The organism is Alcanivorax sp. S6407, assembly GCF_023016115.1.
Taxonomy (GTDB): Bacteria; Pseudomonadota; Gammaproteobacteria; order Pseudomonadales; family Alcanivoracaceae; genus Alcanivorax.
Genome location: NZ_JALKBH010000007.1, coordinates 163551 through 180040 on the forward strand (window position 1 = coordinate 163551; position 16490 = coordinate 180040).

Annotated in this window: 18 protein-coding genes and 1 other RNA gene; 11 read left to right on the forward strand and 8 right to left on the reverse strand. The window is 58.3% G+C overall.

Annotated features, from left to right (window positions below):
* Nucleotides 1-23 precede the first annotated feature (23 nt).
* Nucleotides 24-686: an outer membrane beta-barrel protein gene (locus tag MWU49_RS14920; protein ID WP_246973842.1), complete on the forward strand. Its 663-nt coding sequence runs from the start codon at nucleotides 24-26 to the stop codon at nucleotides 684-686.
* Here the strand turns inward: MWU49_RS14920 and MWU49_RS14925 are convergent.
* From MWU49_RS14925 to MWU49_RS14940, 4 genes are all read right to left on the reverse strand, one after another.
* Nucleotides 679-1386 (reverse strand): SGNH/GDSL hydrolase family protein, encoded by a 708-nt coding sequence (locus tag MWU49_RS14925; RefSeq protein ID WP_246973843.1) that lies wholly within the window; start codon nucleotides 1384-1386, stop codon nucleotides 679-681. The two genes, MWU49_RS14920 and MWU49_RS14925, sit on opposite strands and share 8 nt — an antisense overlap.
* The gene (locus MWU49_RS14930) at nucleotides 1386-3011 is read right to left on the reverse strand and encodes an NAD(P)/FAD-dependent oxidoreductase (protein ID WP_246973844.1); all 1626 of its coding nucleotides are present in this window, start codon (nucleotides 3009-3011) and stop codon (nucleotides 1386-1388) included. Before MWU49_RS14930 ends, MWU49_RS14925 begins: the two co-directional genes overlap by 1 nt.
* Entirely contained in the window at nucleotides 3008-3631 is a 624-nt protein-coding gene (locus tag MWU49_RS14935) for a TetR/AcrR family transcriptional regulator (RefSeq protein ID WP_246973845.1), read from the reverse strand. The genes MWU49_RS14930 and MWU49_RS14935 overlap by 4 nt, the downstream gene beginning before the upstream one ends.
* Nucleotides 3632-4295: 664 nt before the next feature.
* Nucleotides 4296-5333, reverse strand: a complete 1038-nt coding sequence (locus tag MWU49_RS14940) for an aldo/keto reductase (protein ID WP_246973847.1) — start codon at nucleotides 5331-5333, stop codon at nucleotides 4296-4298.
* Nucleotides 5334-5581: 248 nt separating this feature from the next.
* Here MWU49_RS14940 and rplM point away from each other — a divergent pair, with 248 nt between their 5' ends.
* The 7 genes from rplM to MWU49_RS14975 all read left to right on the forward strand — a co-directional run bounded on the left by rplM (nucleotide 5582) and on the right by MWU49_RS14975 (nucleotide 10297).
* A complete protein-coding gene (rplM, locus tag MWU49_RS14945; RefSeq protein ID WP_246973848.1) occupies nucleotides 5582-6010 on the forward strand; it encodes a 50S ribosomal protein L13 in 429 nt (142 codons plus the stop codon).
* Between the two features lie 13 nt (nucleotides 6011-6023).
* Complete coding sequence (gene rpsI / locus MWU49_RS14950) at nucleotides 6024-6419, forward strand: 30S ribosomal protein S9 (RefSeq protein ID WP_246973850.1); 396 nt, start codon at nucleotides 6024-6026, stop codon at nucleotides 6417-6419.
* A 213-nt stretch (nucleotides 6420-6632) separates the two neighbouring features.
* The gene (gene petA / locus MWU49_RS14955; protein ID WP_246973852.1) at nucleotides 6633-7220 is read left to right on the forward strand and encodes a ubiquinol-cytochrome c reductase iron-sulfur subunit; all 588 of its coding nucleotides are present in this window, start codon (nucleotides 6633-6635) and stop codon (nucleotides 7218-7220) included.
* A gap of 5 nt (nucleotides 7221-7225) precedes the next feature.
* Complete coding sequence (locus MWU49_RS14960; RefSeq protein ID WP_246973971.1) at nucleotides 7226-8500, forward strand: cytochrome bc complex cytochrome b subunit; 1275 nt, start codon at nucleotides 7226-7228, stop codon at nucleotides 8498-8500.
* Nucleotides 8500-9156 carry a cytochrome c1 gene (locus MWU49_RS14965; protein ID WP_246973853.1) on the forward strand — a complete coding sequence of 219 codons (657 nt, stop codon included), beginning with the start codon at nucleotides 8500-8502 and terminating at the stop codon, nucleotides 9154-9156. Before MWU49_RS14960 ends, MWU49_RS14965 begins: the two co-directional genes overlap by 1 nt.
* Nucleotides 9157-9251: 95 nt before the next feature.
* Entirely contained in the window at nucleotides 9252-9890 is a 639-nt protein-coding gene (sspA, locus tag MWU49_RS14970) for a stringent starvation protein SspA (protein WP_246973854.1), read from the forward strand.
* An 11-nt stretch (nucleotides 9891-9901) separates the two neighbouring features.
* Nucleotides 9902-10297, forward strand: a complete 396-nt coding sequence (locus MWU49_RS14975; protein WP_246973855.1) for a ClpXP protease specificity-enhancing factor — start codon at nucleotides 9902-9904, stop codon at nucleotides 10295-10297.
* A 109-nt stretch (nucleotides 10298-10406) separates the two neighbouring features.
* Here MWU49_RS14975 and MWU49_RS14980 read toward each other — a convergent pair whose 3' ends face one another.
* Genes MWU49_RS14980 through MWU49_RS14995 form a run of 4 tightly spaced genes read right to left on the reverse strand, consistent with a single transcriptional unit; the run spans nucleotide 10407 to nucleotide 13869 of the window.
* Complete coding sequence (locus tag MWU49_RS14980; protein WP_246973856.1) at nucleotides 10407-10985, reverse strand: BON domain-containing protein; 579 nt, start codon at nucleotides 10983-10985, stop codon at nucleotides 10407-10409.
* A gap of 6 nt (nucleotides 10986-10991) precedes the next feature.
* Nucleotides 10992-11579: a phosphoheptose isomerase gene (locus tag MWU49_RS14985; protein WP_246973857.1), complete on the reverse strand. Its 588-nt coding sequence runs from the start codon at nucleotides 11577-11579 to the stop codon at nucleotides 10992-10994.
* Nucleotides 11580-11621: 42 nt separating this feature from the next.
* Nucleotides 11622-12002 carry a YraN family protein gene (locus MWU49_RS14990; RefSeq protein WP_246973858.1) on the reverse strand — a complete coding sequence of 127 codons (381 nt, stop codon included), beginning with the start codon at nucleotides 12000-12002 and terminating at the stop codon, nucleotides 11622-11624.
* A complete protein-coding gene (locus tag MWU49_RS14995; RefSeq protein WP_246973859.1) occupies nucleotides 11980-13869 on the reverse strand; it encodes a penicillin-binding protein activator in 1890 nt (629 codons plus the stop codon). Before MWU49_RS14995 ends, MWU49_RS14990 begins: the two co-directional genes overlap by 23 nt.
* A 92-nt stretch (nucleotides 13870-13961) precedes the next feature.
* On the opposite strand from MWU49_RS14995, the gene rsmI reads away from it, so the two are divergent.
* The 3 genes from rsmI (at nucleotide 13962) to MWU49_RS15010 (ending at nucleotide 16215) form a co-directional block, all read left to right on the forward strand.
* Nucleotides 13962-14792, forward strand: coding sequence for a 16S rRNA (cytidine(1402)-2'-O)-methyltransferase (gene rsmI / locus MWU49_RS15000; RefSeq protein WP_246973862.1), 831 nt, complete (start codon nucleotides 13962-13964; stop codon nucleotides 14790-14792).
* A gap of 162 nt (nucleotides 14793-14954) precedes the next feature.
* Nucleotides 14955-15333, forward strand: an RNA gene (gene rnpB, locus MWU49_RS15005) — RNase P RNA component class A.
* Nucleotides 15334-15432: 99 nt separating this feature from the next.
* A complete protein-coding gene (locus tag MWU49_RS15010) occupies nucleotides 15433-16215 on the forward strand; it encodes an MBL fold metallo-hydrolase (RefSeq protein WP_246973865.1) in 783 nt (260 codons plus the stop codon).
* The last annotated feature ends 275 nt before the right edge of the window (nucleotides 16216-16490 follow it).

Genomic DNA, 16490 nt, shown 5'->3' on the forward strand with positions numbered 1-16490 from the left:
GCCACTTCTGGAAAAGGATGAACATGAAAAAAAACGTATTTTCTGTGTTGTTGTTTTTGGCCATTCCTGCGCAGTTGCTGGCGGAAATTCCCAACAGCTATCGTGCTGAACGTTGGGAGGGCAGTATCCGGGTGATTGGCCTGCAAGGGCAAAAGGTGACCGGAGAGCGAGGCTCCAGTGTCGACATTACCGATGATGTCGGTTTCGGTTTTGACATGGCCTATAACCATGACGAGCACCTTGCGCTGGGGTTTGCCATGGAGTGGGTAGAAACAGATTTTCGCACTGACACAACGTCCGATGCCAATGGCAGTTTTGATGGTCGGGGCGAGCTGGAAATGACCACCATGAACCTGCATGGAACCTGGCATTTCTTTGACAAGGCACTGACACCCTACGTGCATGGTGCACTGGGGGCGACCTACCTGGATACCAATGTGGCCACCGGCCCGTCGGTGCCGGTGTGCTGGTACGATCCCTGGTGGGGTTATTACTGTGGTCTGTCGACTCCTACTCTGTCTGATACGGTGTTCAGCTACGAAGCCGGAGCGGGCCTGCGGCTGGATATTGATGACAGCACCTTTGTGCGTGCCGGCTACAGCCAGCAGTGGCTGGATGTGGGGCGCGGAGTGGATACCGTGGATCAGGGGTTGTGGCGCTTCGGCATCGGCATGGTGTTTAACTGATCTGTCTGGCGATGGCCTCCGCCATGACCTGGTAACCCAGTTCGCCAGGATGGTAGCCGTCCCGGGCCAGCAGGGCGGGATTATCCAGATCGGGATAGCCAAGGTGGAGCAGCCCGGGCAGCGCATGGGCCAGTTTTTGTTGCTGCAGATCCAGCAGTCTTGATCGCCAGCCAAGCATGGCTCGCAGTGGTGAGGGCAAAGCCGTGAAGCGATGCATGGGAGGGATCGCAAGAAGATAGATCACGGCGTCTGGGCGGCGATCCCTGAGTATACCGATCAGCTGTTCCAACTGTCGGTAATACTGCTTTCTTGTGGTCAGACCTGTGGTGTCATTCACTCCCATGCTGATAAAGATTGCGTCGCAGGCGGGCAATTCACCTGTGCGACGTAACTGATCCAGCAGTGCGGCCATGCGGATGCCATTGGTGCCTCTGGTATGCCAGGCCACAGTTTTGCCCTGCTGGCTCAGCTGCCGGGCGAGCTGGCTGGCCAGTCCCTGCTGGTGGCTGTCCACGCCCACACTGGCGGCGGTGGACTCGCCGATGACCAGCAGCCGCAGGCCAGGGTTCCCGTCACCCCATTGGCCTTCTGAAGGGCCTGAGCCTTCCGGCAGTCGCAAGGTGGTGCGGCGGGTGTGCAAGGCCTGTGGAAGGATGATGGGGGCGAGGCCAGCTACCCCCAGCCAGAACGGTATATGCATCAGCCCACAAACATCTTCTTGGCCAGCGGCAGGCTCTTGGCACCACCCACGGCAATGGTGGTAAGCAGGCCGCCGATCATGGCGCCCACCACCCCGCAGGTCATGATGTCCTGTCCGGTCAGATAGAGCCCGGGAATGCGGGTCTTGGGTTTCAGCCAGTCCTGCTCGAACCGTTCCGGGGTATGGTCCAGTCCGTAAATTTCTCCCGTGCTGTAGCGGCAGAAATAATCCGTGGACAGTGGTGTGGACAGCTCGTAGTAATCCACCTTGCCGCGCAGCTGTGGCATTTTTTCGTAGAGCTTTTCCAGCAGCCGCTGGGAATACGCTTCCTTTTTCGCCTCGTAATCGTCGCCGCGTTTGCCCCAGGGTTTGTCGGCCCACTCCTCGTACCACTCGAAGGGCCCGGGGGCGACGATCTCGATAGTGGCACGGCCGGGGTAGCGCTCCGCAAAGCTCGGGTCCTTGGCGGAGGGAAAGGAAATATAAGTGAGCGGGATTTCCTGGTGTTCCGGGTCGTTAAGGAACGCCTCAACCTGACCGGCGTGGTCGCTTCCGGGATAGATCCAGAAATTGGTCTTCGGAAGTTGCAGGTTTTCGGCGTTGTCCTGGATGCCGATATATAGGCAGACGCTGGCCATGGAGCGCTGAACCTGCCCCAGCTTCATCTGGTAGAAATCCTTGTGAGGCGCGTTGTCCGGCAGCAGCGGACCAAAGGTGTTGAATACCCCGGCGTTGCTGATGATGGCCGGGGCAAAGATATCCTGTCCGTCTGCCATGCGAACGCCCACGGCCTTGCCGTTCTCAATCAGGATTTCCTTTACGTCCGCGTAGGTGAATACCTCGCCGCCACCCTGCTGGATCACCGGGATAATGGTCTTGGCCATTTCCGAGGCGCCGCCAATGGGGTAGTAGCCGCCATGCAGGTAATGACGAGCAATCAGGGCATGAATGATGAAGCTGGATTCACTGGGCACCATGCCGTTGTCGCCCCATTGGCCGGTAAGGGCGGCGATCAGCTCCTGATTGCTGGTGAGGCTTTCCAGCACCTTCTGGGTGGTCTGGTTCAGGAAAGCGGGGGCCTTGCGGCGGGCGAGATGGCTGAATGGGCCGGCCAGCAGTTTCGGCAATACCTTGCCGAGGGTGACGCCGGGCATGGCCTTTGCCACCTGGGCAAGATAATCCATATAGGTATCGATGGCCTGTTCCTCTCCCGGGAACTGCTTTTTCAGTTCATCGGCGAAGGGTTTGGGGCCGGCGACCAGATCGATCTGGCGCTCACCGATAAAGAGCCGGTCGTACACCGCATCCATGGCGGCCCATTGCAGCTGGTTGTCGGTGACATAGTCAAAAAGTCGCCGAGCCATGGTGTGTTTTGCGCCCATGTCGCCGATGTAATGCACCCCTACGTCCCATTCGTAACCATTACGGTCGTAGCTGTGGGTAAAGCCGCCGGCGGTATAGTGCTGCTCCAGCACCAGCACCTTCTTGCCAAGTTTGCTGAGGCAGGCAGCGGCGGTCAGGCCACCGATCCCGGAGCCGATAATGATGGCGTCATAGGGGCCGCTGAGGCGATTGGCACGATAGCGACGACCGACACGAATGGTGCTGGGTTGGGGGCTGCTCATGGGGTGTCCTCGTTGTTCTTTGAGTTGGGGGGCGTGGCGATGGCGCCATCCAGCAACAGGCTGGTGACTCCCTCGGCGAGATGCGATTCGGTGTCCGCTGCGGGCAAATGCCCGTCGATGGTCAGTAGCGACAGGCCATGGACCAGAGACCAGGCTGTTGCAGTCATCAGTGCTAGCGGCATGGGCTTCAGGTAGCCGCACTCGCTGGCGCTGGCAATGGTGTCTTCGAGTACCTGAAAGGCATTTTTTCCCGCCTCGTCCAGGCGTGGATGCACCCCCTGTGGCAATACCCGGCCGCCGAACATGAGGCGATAGAGATTGGGTTCTTGCTGGGCAAAGGCCACATAGGCGAGACCAATGCCGATCAACGCCTGACGGGAATCGGATTGATCCACGCTCAGTAATCGCTGCCGCAACCATTCAAAGCCACTGATAGCCAGTTCGGCCAGCAGGCTTTCGCGGTCGGCAAAGTGGCGGTACAGGGCCGGGGCACTCACCCCCAGCTGCCTGGCCAATGCCCGCAGGCTGATGGCGCTGTCGCCATGCTCGCGGACAATATCCAGAGCCTGTTGGTGGGCCTGCTGCTGCAGGTCGCCGTGGTGGTATGCGGTGCGTGCCATGCTGATCCGTTATTTAAGTTAACGGTGTTAACATTGGCATGGCAGGAGCGTTGTCGTCAAGAGCCTTTGTCAGAGCGGCTATGGGGCTGGGCGGAGCTGCTGTGGTGTTATGGTCAAAGCCGCTGTTGGAGCTTGCCTGCAAGCGATCCGAGCCTTGGCGAGGAATGAGTTTCGAGTTGCGAGAAGCGAGTTTCGAAAGGCAAAACACAACCCCCGAATCTGGCCAATGGTTTTAGGTTTTCGAAACTCGTCACTCGAAACTCTCTTCTGGAATCCTTACCTAGCCAAGGCTCGGATCGCTTGCAGGCAAGTTATTCGCTTCGCTCACCCTACGGGCCAGCCTGCGGCTGTTACCTCCGTTGCACTCCGGTTCCTACAGCAGGTTCTAGCGAGTGTTGTGCCGACGCAAAAAAGGCCCGCCCGGGAAACCGGGCGGGCCTTTTTTGCGTCAGGCGTCAGGCGTCAGGCGTCAGGCGTCAGGCGTCAGGCGTCAGGCGTCAGGCGTCAGGCGTCAGGCGTCAGGCGTCAGGCGTCAGGCGTCAGGCGTCAGGCGTCAGGCGTCAGGCGTCAGGCGTCAGGCAGTCAGGCAGTCAAACAAAAGGCCGCGATAGCGGCCCTGTTTTCTGTGCATGGTGCGTGCAGCGTGATGCGTGTTGCGTCTCTCTTAAGGTGCCGGATACGGGAAGCGGGTATGAATCGCTTCCAGGGCTTTTTCCAGCTCCTTGTCCCGGGACAGGTCCACGCTCTTCAGGTTTTCCTCTAGCTGCTCAAGGTTGGTGGCGCCAATGATGTTGCTGGTGACGAAGGGGCGGGTGGTGACGAACTGCAGGGCCATCTGGGTGACACGGATGCCGCGTTCCTCTGCAAGCTGGCAGTAGGCTTCCGTGGCGGCAATGGACTCGGCATTGGTGTAGCGGGAGAACTGTTTGAACAGGGTCAGGCGGCCTTTTTCCGGCCAGTTGTCATTGCGGTACTTGCCGGTGAGCATGCCGAAGGCCAGCGGAGAATAGGCCAGCAGGCCCACGTCTTCACGATGGCTCACTTCCGCCAGGCCCACTTCGTAGCTTCGGTTGAGCAGGGAGTAGGGGTTCTGGATGCTCACCGGGCGGGGCAGGCCGATCTTTTCTGCTTCATGAATAAAGGTCATCACGCCCCATGGGGTTTCGTTGGAGAGTCCCCAGTGGCGGATCTTGCCGGCATCCATCAGTTTCTTCAGGCCGGCAACGGTTTCACTGATGGCGATGCCGTCTTCGCCGTCCCGGTGCTTGTAGCCCAGCCGGCCGAAATAGTTGGTGGTGCGTTCAGGCCAGTGCAGCTGGTACAGGTCGATCACGTCAGTCTGCAAGCGTTTCAGGCTGCCTTCCAGTGCGTCTGCCATGCTGTCGGCAGAAAAGCGCGGGCCGCCACGGATATGCTTGACGTAATCGCCGGGGCCGGCCGCCTTGGTCGCCAGGATGACCTTGTCGCGGTTGCCGGTGTTGGCGAACCACTCACCAATGATGGTTTCGGTACGGAAAGAGGTTTCCGGGCTGGCGGGCACCGCATACATCTCGGCGGTGTCGAAAAAATTGATGCCGTGATCCAGCGCCATGTCCATCTGGGCATGGCCTTCCTCGCTGGTGTTCTGATTGCCCCAGGTCATGGTGCCAAGGCACAGGCTGCTCACCTTCAGGTCGGTGCGCCCGAGACGACGGTATTCCATGTTTCACTCCTGTTTTACTGCGGCGTCAAACTGCGCCATGATAGGCGCCCAATCTGATCATGCAGGCCTGTCGTCCACAAGGGCGGAAATGGTCCTGACCATTGTTGGGCGCGACAATGCAACAATTCCCCTCTTTACCGCTTGTGTTCTGTGGGGGGCTTGGGTAGAATTCGCGCTCTCTTGCCCGGCGGAACTGCCGCCGGCGGGTGTTTACGACCCGTAACATATTGATTTTAGGGCAGAATTCCATGAAGACCTACAGCGCAAAACCGGAAAGCGTAAAGCGCGACTGGTATGTGGTAGACGCCTCCGGCAAAACGCTGGGTCGGTTGGCGACCGAAGTCGCAAGCCGTCTGCGCGGTAAGCACAAGCCGGAGTACACTCCACACGTCGACACCGGTGATTACATTGTCGTAATCAATGCCGAAAAAGTGGCCGTTACCGGTAACAAGGCTAACGACAAGATGTACTACCGTCACACCGGTTACCCGGGTGGCCTGAAAGAAGCCAATTTCGCGACTCTGCAGGCTGAAAAGCCGGAGATGATCATCGAGAAGGCTGTGAAAGGCATGCTGCCGCGTAACCCGCTGGGTCGCGACATGTATCGCAAACTGAAAGTTTATGCAGGCGCCGAGCATCCTCATACTGCTCAGCAGCCGCAGCAGCTGGAAATCTAAGGGGTTTTAGACGATGGCAACTGTAGAAACCAACTACGGCACCGGTCGCCGCAAGACTTCTGCTGCTCGTGTATTCCTGCGTCCGGGCAGTGGCAAGATCACCGTGAATGGTCGTCCGCTGGACGTGTACTTCGGTCGCAAGACCAACCAGATGGTTGTTCGTCAGCCGCTGGAACTGGTTGAAGCTACTGACAAGTTTGATGTGCTGGTTACCGTTAGCGGTGGCGGCAACAACGGTCAGGCTGGCGCCATCCGTCACGGTATCACCCGTGCGCTGATGGAATACGATGGCGAGCTGCGTGGTCAGCTGCGTCGTGCCGGTTACGTGACCCGTGATGCTCGTGAAGTTGAACGTAAGAAGGTTGGTCTGCGTAAGGCGCGTCGTCGTCCGCAGTTCTCCAAGCGTTGATACTTCCGGTCAACCGGTTCACAAAAAAGCCCAGCAATGCTGGGCTTTTTTGTGTCTAAATCAGGCGTTTAGGGTTTTCGGGCAGGGAATAACCGGTTGTCAGGTGTGGGCTTTTTCTTTACCATTTGCGCCGCCTTACTCCGCCCGTAGCACGAGGATGAGCCTCGTGTCCCGGCAAACCCCGAGCGTGGGATCTAAGGGGAGAAAAACTCAATGAGCAACGACGGCGTAAATAGCAGCCGCCGCACGTTTTTGATCGGCCTGACCTCGGCAATTGGTGCTGCGGGTGCGGTCGGTGTGGCTGTTCCATTCGTAAAATCCTGGCAACCCAGTGCCAAGGCCAAGAATGCCGGTGCCCCGGTAAAGATTGATATTGGCAAACTGGAGGCTGGCCAGCGCGTGGTCGAGGAATGGCGAGGTCAGCCCATCTGGGTTGTGCGTCGTACCGAAGACATGCTGGGCTCTCTTTCCAAGCTGGACGAGAATCTTCGTGACCCTGCGTCTGACGCAGACCAGCAGCCGGAATATGCCAAGAACGAATGGCGTTCCATCAAGAAAGAATATCTGGTACTGGTGGGCACCTGTACCCACCTGGGTTGTTCTCCCTTGTTTGAGCAACAGCCTACCGTGGAACTGGAATTCGGCGGTTTCTTCTGCCCCTGTCACGGTTCCAAATTCGACCTGGCTGGCCGCGTGTACAAGAGCGTGCCGGCGCCGACCAACCTGGTGGTTCCGCCTCACTCGTACCTGAGCGAATCCGTCGTCATTGTTGGCTCTGAAGAAGGGGAGACCAAGGCATGATGGGAATGGTGAATCGCGTGATTGACTGGGTAGATGCGCGTCTGCCCGTGGTTGACGCTTACAAGCGTCACATGTCCGAATACTACGCACCGAAGAACTTCAACTTCTGGTACTACTTTGGCGTGCTGTCCATCGTTGTACTGGTCAACCAGCTGCTCACCGGTATCTGGCTGACCATGTTCTTCTCTCCCAGCGAAGGTTTTGCCTCCGTTGAATACATCATGCGTGATGTGGAGTGGGGCTGGCTGATCCGTTACATGCACGCCGTGGGCGCATCCGCGTTCTTCGCTGTGGTGTACCTGCACATGTTCCGTGGTCTCATGTACGGCTCCTACAAGCCGCCGCGCGAGCTGGTGTGGATCTTCGGTATGCTGATCTATCTGGCGCTGATGGCGGAAGGTTTCCTCGGTTATGTACTGCCCTGGGGCAACATGTCCTACTGGGGTGCCCAGGTAATCATTTCCCTGGCCGGTGCCATCCCGTTTGAGCTGCTGCCTGGCATCAGCCCGGCAGACGCCAAGGAAATTGGTGAAGGCCTGACCACCTGGGTGCGTGGTGACTACCTGCTTTCCACCGCGACCGTGAACAAGTTCTTCGCGCTGCACGTTGTGGCCATCCCGATCGTGTTGCTGGCCCTGGTGGTGCTGCACATCCTGGCGCTGCACGAAGTGGGTTCCAACAACCCGGACGGCGTGGAAATCAAGAAGAACAAGGATGAAAACGGCATTCCGGTAGACGGCATCCCGTTCCACCCTTACTACACCGTGAAGGATCTGCCGGGCGTTATCGTCTTCCTGATGATCTTTGCTGTAGTGATCTTCTTCTTCCCTGATGGCGGTGGTTACCTGCTGGAGAAACCGAACTTCGAGCCGGCCAACCCGCTGAAGACCCCGGATCACATCGCGCCGGTTTGGTACTACGGCCCGTATTACGCCATGCTGCGTGCCACGACCATCGATTTCATCATGTCTTCCAAGGCCTGGGGTCTGGTAGCCATGGGTGGTGCCATCGTGATCCTGTTCGTGATTCCGTGGCTGGACCGTCATCCGGTCAAGTCCATCCGTTATCGCGGTATCTGGAGCAAGATCTTCATGGCTATCTTCGTTCTGGACTTCCTGATGCTGGGCTACTTCGGTACCCAGCCGGCGACTCCGGGCAAGACCATGATGGCGCAGTTCGGCACGATTTATTACTTCGGCTACTTCCTGCTGATCATGCCGTTCGTGCACAAGTTCGAGAAATCCAAGCCGGTTCCGGAACGGGTAACAGGGGGTCACTGATGAAGAAACTAGCGGTTATTCTTTTCAGCTGTCTGCCTCTGGTCGCGTTTGCGGCTGGCGGTGGCAACAATGAATACGTGGTAAAAGCGCCGGTCAATCTGCAGGACAAGGTTAGTCTGCAGAATGGTGCCAAGCTGTTCGTCAACTACTGCATGGGCTGTCACAGCCTGCAGTACATGCGCTACAGCCGTATGGCTGAAGATCTGGGCATTTCCGAAGAGCTGGTAATGGCAAACCTGAACTTTGCCTCCGAGAAGTTCGGTGACCAGATGAAGAATGCTATGCCGGAAGCGGCAGCCAAGAAGTGGTTCGGTACGGCTCCGCCGGACCTGACCATGGTGACCCGTCTGCGTGACTCTGACTGGGTATATTCTTACCTGATCAACTTCTACGAAGACGAAAGCCGTCCGTTCGGTTACAACAACCACGTGTTCCCGAATGTAGGCATGCCCCACGTGATGGCGGGCATGGAAGCGGAGCTTGGCGAAGGTGAATTCAAGGAAGCCATGGGTGACATCACCAACTTCCTGACTTACACCGCCGAGCCGGTGCGCCCCGAGCGTGAGCGTCTGGGCGTCTATGTGCTGGTATTCCTGGGTATCCTGCTGATCCCGGCCTATCTGCTCAAGAAGGAATACTGGAAAGACGTACACTGATCCGTCAGTAACGTCCCTTTCCAGCGATGAACAGGGTACCCGCGCAAGCGGTTACCCTGTTTCTGTTATAGATCACAAGTGGAGATGACTCGACAATGGGTGTGGTGACCAAGCGTTCCTCAATGACTTTTTTCTCTTCCCCGGAAGATCATTACAGCCACCGTGTCCGCATCGTGCTGGCAGAGAAAGGGGTCACGGTAGACATTGTTGATGTGGACAGTAACAACAAGCCGGAAGATCTGGCTTCGCTGAATCCCTACAACGAAGTGCCCACTCTGGTTGATCGTGAGCTGACCCTGTACCAGTCTGCGGTGATCATGGAGTACCTGGATGAGCGTTTCCCGCATCCGCCGCTGCTGCCGGTCTACCCGGTGGCTCGGGCCCAGAGCCGTCTGCTGATTCACCGTATCGAGCGTGACTGGTGTGGCCACGTGGATGCCATTCTGGCAGGTGAAGAGAAGGAAGCCAGCCTGAACAAGCGTCGTAAGGAGCTGCGTGAGGCGATTCTGGCCTGTGCGCCGATCTTCAGCGAGCTGCCGTTCTTCATGAGCGAAGAATTCACTCTGGTGGATTGTGTGGTTGGCCCCATCCTGTGGCGGTTGCCGGCCATGGGTATCGAACTGCCCGCCAAGCAGGCCAAGCCGCTGCTGGACTACGCCGAGCGTCTGTTCGACCGTGATGCCTTCCAGGCCAGCCTCACCGACGCTGAACGCGAACTGCGCAACCCGCTCTGATGAGTGACACCATGACCTCCAATCGCCCGTATCTGATACGGGCGATTCATGAGTGGATCTGTGATAACGGCCTGACGACACATCTGGCCGTGAATGCAGTCTACCCGGGCGTGGAAGTGCCGCAGGACTTTGTGCAGGACGGCCAGATTGTCCTGAATATCGCTCCGCGTGCGGTCACCCACTTTGCGGCCGGGAATGACGAAATTGCCTTTTCTGCCCGCTTTGGCGGTGTGCCCATGTCCATCCGGGTACCCATCAATGCGGTGGTAGCGATTTTCGCCCGTGAAAATGGGCAGGGTATGGCATTCGACCCCGTCGACCCGCCAGAGCCGCCTACCACCCCGCCCGAGCCGGAGAAGAAAGACGAAGGTAAGGGAAAGGTCAGTCACCTGAAGGTAGTGAAGTAACGCAGCACGCGTCACGCAACAGGCAACACGCAAAAGCCCGCTCAATGAGCGGGCTTTTTTGTTTTCGCGTGAAGCTTGTTGCGTGAAGCGTGCAGCAGGCGCGGAGCGCCTAATCAATATACTCGATAATCTTCACAATCTTCTGCACGCCATAGACTTTCTGGGCCTGGGTCACGGCGGCTTCGGCTTCGGCGCGGGTGAGCAGGCCCATCAGATACACCACGCCATTTTCCGTGACCACCTTGGTGCGCATGCCCTGTGCTTCACCGTTGACCAGCAGGCGGCTTTTAACCTTGCTGGTGAGCCAGGTGTCGTTGGTGCGGGCAAGGAAAGAGCTTCCACCGGCGACTTCAAGTTCATTATGAACGTGGCGGACATGACGAACCTGTGAGGCAATGTTTCCAGCCTGGCTTTTCAGATCGTCGCTGGCTACCTGGCCGGCCAGCAGCACGTTGCCATTGAAGCTGACCACCACGATTCGTGCCTGGTCCAGCTCTTCGCTGGCGCGGGCAATATTGATGGCGACTTTGCGCTCAATGCTGCCGTCTTCCCAGAAGGCGCCAAATGTCCGGGAGCCATGGTCCTGGTCGGTGGGCTGGTCAGACATGCCCTTGCTAATGGAAACGCAGCCGGAGAGTGTCAGGCAGGCGGCGAGAAGGCTGTACAGCAGGGAGCTACGGGTGCGCATGGTGGCTTACTGGCCTCCGAACAGTTGCTGATCGATATGGTCGCACAGGGCGTGAATTACCAGCAGGTGGACTTCCTGGATCCGTGCGGTAGAGGTCGCCGGGACGCGAATCTCGATGTCATCCGGGCCGTACAGGTTGACCATCTCGCCGCCTTCCTTGCCGGTCATGGCAACCACACGCATTTCCCGGTCATGGGCGGCCTGAATGGCCTGAATCACATTGGCAGAGTTACCGCTGGTGGAGATGGCCAGCAGGATGTCGCCGCTGCCTCCCAGGGCACGCACCTGTTTGGAAAAGATCTCGTTGTAGCTGTAGTCGTTGGCAATGGAGGTGAGTGTGGACGAGTCCGTGGTCAGCGCGATGGCCGGGAGGGCCGGGCGCTCCATTTCAAAGCGGTTGAGTAGCTCGGAGGAAAAGTGCTGGGCATCACCGGCGGAGCCGCCATTGCCGCAGGTGAGGATCTTGCCGCCGTTGAGCAGGCACTCGACCATAGCCTGGCCGGCGGCTTCGATGACGCTGGGCAGCACTTCGCCGGCCTTGGCCTTGGTTTCTATGCTTTCGGCAAACAGTTGCCGGATACGGTCCACGCTCATAAATACCTCAACTGGTCTTGTCTTTGATGCGGTGGCTACAGCTTATTCGCTGTAGAACGCATTTTGTATCCATTGATAACTGACCGAACCGTTATTGTCCGGTTCCATGCCGATCACATCAAAGCGGCAGGGGCGTTGCTGATGTGTCGGGTGTTTGGCCAGAAAGTGTCTGGCGGCCTGAATCAGGCGCTGCTGTTTGTGGTAATCCACCGAGGCGAGCGCGCCGCCGTGACTGGCGTATTTGCGCCAGCGTACCTCGGTGAACACCAGGCAATCCTGGTCCAGCATGACCAGATCGATTTCCCCCTGGCGGCAGCGATAATTGCTGGTGACCAGGCTCAGGCCGTGGTGTATCAGCCACTGCTGTGCAGCGGCTTCCGCCTGGGCGCCGAGCTCCTGCTTACGGCGCGGAAGAAACGGCATTGCTGCGAACGGGCAGGCTGTTGGCCGGATTGCTGACCTGGGGCAGCGCTTTGGCTTCGCCGCGCATGAAAATCGCCCAGTCCAGTTTCCGGACCACCTGTTGATTGCGCATCTGCAGGCGGCCGGTGGCGCCGGGCAGCTCGCTGGAAGGCAGGGTGTTAAGCAGGTACAGGCGGCTTTGTAGCCGGTAGGCATCAATGCCCATGGCATAAAGACGTTCAAATCGGCCGTGGCCATCGGGCCATTGCTCGGCGGCGACTTGATGCAGATCGCTGTTCTGGTCACCGATGATCCAGGGCATGTCCACAAAGCGGATGCCGTTGAGATCCTGATCCCGGCGCGGGTTGGCCATGCCGCTGTAGATCAGTGAAGTGGAATATACCGGCAGGTCCTTGGCGAAGTGGAAATTCAGTGCTGGTTTCACCTGGCGACCCTGATTGGGGTTGGCGATCAGGAACAGAAAGTCCATGTCCTGGCGGCGACGGGGCTGGATATCCATTTCCAGATTGGTGAAGCGGCTGATTTCCTTGCCGCGGGCTTCGCTCTGGGCGACCAGCAACAGGTCTTCCACGGTCTCACCAATTTCCGGGCCTTCCTGGTAGGTGCTGGTTACGGTGACCGTGCCGTGGAGGTTTTGCCATTCGTCGGCAAAGGCCTGGGCCACGCGCTGGCCCCAGTCACCTTCAGGATAAAGAATGCCTGCCTGGGTGCTGCCCTCGCGGGCGCCCTGGCGGGCAATCTGCCGGGCTTCGTCTTCCGGTGCCAGACCGAACTGGAAAAAGTTTTCCGGTACCTGATCCCCTTCAATGTAGTTCAGGGCCAGGGTCGTGACTGGCAGGGTACCTTGTGCGGCAATTGCCGCGGCCTTGTCCTTGGAGAGTGGGCCGAGAATGAAATCGGCACCGTCGTTAACGGCTTGCTGGTAGACGGCAAGAATGTTGTCCGGTCCGGAATCGTAAAAACGCAGGGTGGGGGACAGGCTGTTCTGTTTCTGCTGGTAGTGGGCAGTCATGATCCCTTCCTGCAGGGTCTTGCCGACATTCTGTAGTGGGCCACTGGTGGGCACTAGAATTGCCACCTGGCTGGGGCGGTGGCTGGCAGCTTCCTTTAGCGCTTCAAGCATGGCAGGCACATCAGAAATGGCCGGGTGAGTCCGCCACTGCGCACTCCATTGATCCAGCCGGGAGACCTGGGCATCCAGATCGGCCACCGGATCCCGGTACAGTTGGGCCAGAGTCAGCCAGCCACGCAGGTCACCGCTGCTGCTATCAATAGCGCCGGCCAGTTCCTGGGGAGACAATTGCATCAGCAACTGCCAGGTCATCTGATGGTTATACTGCTGGTCCTGTTCGTTGAGCAGGGGATGGGCCGCCACCCGCTGCTGCAGGCTGTCGATCAATTGCCCTTCCATGGCCAGTGCGTCGGCACGGAGCAGATCCAGCTGGGCTTGTTGCTCCACGGGGTACTGAAGGATTTCATCCTGGTAATTGGTCAGCAATTCCACGGCCGGGGCTGCGGTCTGTTGGCCCAGTGCTGCCCGGCCGCTGAGCAGGATCCACTGAAAGCGTGTGTCACTGTCCAGGCTATCCGGATTGATATCGGCAAGTAACTGCTCGGCGTCTTCCGGGCGCTGTTGCTGCAGATACTCCGCTGCCCAGGCGAGGGTGGTTTCGATACGCAGGGCGGGAGTGGCCTGGGCCGCCAGTTTGGTACGGGCGGCGGACAATGATTCAGGGGCTGAGCCCATGTCTGCGGCCTGTTCTACCGGGAGGCTGGCCGGCTGGCCCGTGCGTGTCGGAGTGGTGGTACAACTGGCCAGCGTGAAGGTGGCGGCCAGTGCAATCCAGTATGCCTTTTTGAAATCCATGGCGTGAGGTTCGTATTACCAGAATGGAGCGGCTATTGTAGGCGCTTCGTAGTAGGGTCTCCAGCGGCCAGCCATAAGGAAGTTCGACAATTATGAACTCTGTCTTGTATGTAGTGAGTACGCCTATCGGGAATCTTGATGATATTTCCCGTCGCGCTGTTTCCGTGCTGGAAGCGGTGGACTGGGTGGCGGCAGAGGATACGCGGCATAGCCAGCGTTTGCTGGATCAGTTGGGCTTGCGCAAGCGCATGATCAGTTGTCACGACCACAATGAAAATCAACGCAGTGCAGAACTGGTTGAGCGAATGCAAAATGGTGAAAAAGGTGCGCTGATCAGCGATGCAGGAACACCCCTGGTGAGTGATCCGGGTTATCGATTGGTGCGCGCCTGTCAGGATGCCGGCATTCAGGTAGTGCCGGTGCCTGGTGCGTCAGCCTTGCTGGCAGCATTGGCAGCGGCGGGGCAGCCATCGGATCGTTTTGTGTTCGAGGGATTTATTCCGTCAAAAGGGGCGCCACGCCAGCAAGCCATCGAGCGGCTCGCCGCCTCAGATATCACCAGCATCATCTACGAAGCACCACACCGGGTGTTGTCGTTTCTGCAGGCGCTGCGCGATGTGGTGACGCCGGAGCGTGAAATCACTCTTTGTCGCGAACTCACCAAGCAATTCGAAACCATCCGCCGTGGCCCGGTGGCCGAGCTGTGCGACTGGGTGGCCGGGGACAGCAACCAGCAGCGCGGCGAACTGGTGTTGATTCTTTCCCCCGCAGAGCAGGCCGCCGGCTGGAGCGACAAAGACCAGTCGCTGGCCAAACTGCTGTTGGCGGAGCTCCCGGCCTCCCGCGCCGCCAAGATCCTGGCCGCGCATACGGGGATGAAGCGGCAGGAGGTTTATGCACTTTTAGAGGCAATGAATAATTAATAATGAATAGTTAATAGCTCGCGAACCCGCCTGTTTGATTTTCAGGCGTATGAGGCCGCGCCCAGAGGTTGGGCGCGGCCTCCTGCGTTTCAGAGACAGAAAAGCGGCATCGCGCAGTTATTAATTATTCACTATTAATTATTAACTGATTAAACTCGCCCCCGGACCGGTCAGACAGTCGCTGGCGGTGCCTTTCTTTGAGGGGCGTTGCTGGAGGAAAGTCCGGGCTCCGCAGGGCAGGGTGCCAGGTAACGCCTGGGGGGCTCACTGGTGACGGTGGGGCTACGGCTAGTGCCACAGAGAAGATACCGCCCGTTCCTTCTTCGGAGGGTTCAGGTAAGGGTGAAAAGGTGCGGTAAGAGCGCACCGCGCCGCTGGTAACAGCGGTGGCAGGGTAAACCCCACCCGGAGCAAGACCAAATAGGGATCCAATGGCGTGGCCCGCGCTGGATCCGGGTAGGTTGCTAGAGGCTGATGGCGACGTCAGCCCCAGATGAATGACTGTCCACGACAGAACCCGGCTTATCGACCGGTCCACCTATTCGCGGTCGTCTTGATGCGAATCAAGATGCCATCAGAAAATATGACTAGACTGCACTCCCCCAAGACGGGTTTACCCTGAAGCGCGGAGAGTGCTCTCATGTCACAGATCGACATCCTTTACAGCCGTGATGATCATGAGGTGCTGCGCTTTGCGGATCTGGTCACCGGGGAAGGAGTGCAAGCCAATCAGTTCTGTATTCGCCACGGTGAGCGTGCGGCGCTGATCGATCCCGGTGGCGATCTGACGTTTACTCCGCTCAATATTGCCCTCAGCCGGCTGATCAAGCTGGAAAACCTGGAATACATCCTCGCCTCCCATCAGGACCCGGACATCATTGCCTCTCTGCCACGCTGGCTGATGCATACCCCGTGTCAGGTGGTGGTCAGTCGGTTATGGTCCCGGTTTCTGCCGCATCTGGCCTCCCGCTATGAGATCAGTCGCATGGGGGAGCAACTGCAGGAGCGGATTCACGGGGTGGGGGATCAGGGGGCGGTGATCCCCTTTGGTAGTGACAGCCTGTGGGTGCTGCCTGCCCACTTTCTGCATTCGGTGGGGAACTTCAGCTTTTACGATCCGGTCAGCCGCATCCTGTTTTCCGGCGACGTGGGAGCTTCCCTGGGTGGTGAAGAGGGTGAGGTGACGGATTTCGCCGAGCATGTCAAAAGCATGGCCGGCTTTCACCGTCGCTATATGGCCAGTAACCGGGCCTGCCGCCTATGGGCGGGCATGGTTCGCAAGCTCAACCCAGCCATGATCGTGCCTCAACATGGCGGTTATTTCAGCGGGGAGCAGGTGGCACGCTTCCTGGAGTGGTTTGCCGGCCTGGAATGCGGTGTGGACCTGATGACGGAGGAGAATTTCCGGATTCCAGCCTCCTGATGATCTATATGTAATAAAAATAACAGTTAGTAATAACTAATTTGTCTAACACTTAAAGTGCTTTCTCACCAGCGCGTCCCAGCGCTCTGATTCGTCTCGAAACTCCCTCCGTTGGTCGCCTCCCGATTTCAGGTTTGGGTGCCGCTGTGCGCGCTAATTGACTGATTTCTATGGGGATTCTTTTACGTTTGCTGTGCGTGGTTTGCTTGACTTGGGCTTTGCTGTGGCCCTAGAGTGTCTCAATGTGGTGAAAAGTGGGAAAAAGTGGGATTTCT